The sequence below is a fragment of the Halobacterium sp. KA-6 genome (assembly GCF_021029015.1).
GTDB lineage: Archaea > Halobacteriota > Halobacteria > Halobacteriales > Halobacteriaceae > Halobacterium.
The window spans coordinates 1-1,004 of the sequence record NZ_JAJJZH010000046.1 but is presented as its reverse complement, the minus strand read 5'-3'; the positions used below and the strand labels follow the sequence as shown (position 1 = coordinate 1,004).

The following is a 1,004-nucleotide window of genomic DNA, read 5'->3' as shown; positions in this document are numbered from 1 at the left end:
ACGCCGTACTCCTCGGGCGTGTCGGACTCGGCGACCGCGATGGTCGCCACCGAGTCGGTCGTCGAGAAGCGTTCGAGCGCCTTCAAGACGATGTCGGCGTCGACGACGTTGTCGCCGTTGCAGACGACGAACGGGCCGGTGACGAGCTCCTCGGCGAGGAGGAGCGCATGCCCGCTTCCGAGCCGGGTGTCCTGGTGGACGAACTCGATGTTCGCGTCGGGGTACGTCGCAGAGAGGTGCGACTGGATGCGGTCGGCGCGGTGGCCGACGACGACGACGACGCGCTCGATGCCCGACTCGAACAGCGCGTCGAGGACGTACTCGACGACCGGCCGGTTTGCGACCGGGAGCATCGGCTTCGGCTGGAAGGTGGTGAGCGGACGGAGCCGCCGCCCCTCGCCGGCCGCGAGGACGACCGCCTCGGTGAGACGGCCGTTCATGCGTGACCTCCCGCGAGCGACGGGCGTTCAGAACGTGACCGTGACGGTGTGCGAGTCATGAAAGCAACAGGGACCGCGACGGGGATTGTTATACAGCGAGTTCCCCGAACCGGTCTCGCGTTAGGGTCGCGTGTGAGACTGTTGCAAGCGGAGGCCACAGTCCGAAATCGGCAGGGCAGACGGTTCGGACGCGCCTAATCGGATGGTGTCCCACCGACAGTGTCGCGGCGCGACGAAGCCGCCGCGTCGGTCGCATGGACTGCGAATCACACCCGCGGGGTGAGAGCTGACAGCGGTGGGGGAGCCGGGGAGAGCTGATTCGGCGGGTGGAGGAAAAAGGAGGGCAGACAGCGGTAGGAAAAGAAAGAATCAGGGCAAGCACGGTGGGAAGGGAAAGGAAAGAGGCGGGCCGAGCGCCGCGGCTGTTCGAACGCGGAGTGAAGTAAAATCGGGGTCGGTTCGTGCGGTGCTATCGCCGCGGGCTCGCGGGCCGGCTCAGAGGTCGAGGCGGTCCTTGTACGACTCCATCGCGGTGACGGCCATGAGCGTCGCGGTGCTCAACAC

1 protein-coding gene is annotated in these 1,004 nt (G+C 66.8%); it reads right to left on the bottom strand.

The annotated features are described in order from the left end of the window. A partial coding sequence (locus tag LPA46_RS18730; RefSeq protein WP_230893820.1) for a nucleotidyltransferase family protein occupies positions 1 to 440 on the bottom strand: 440 nt, incomplete at its 3' end. Between the last annotated feature and the right edge of the window lie 564 nt (positions 441 to 1,004).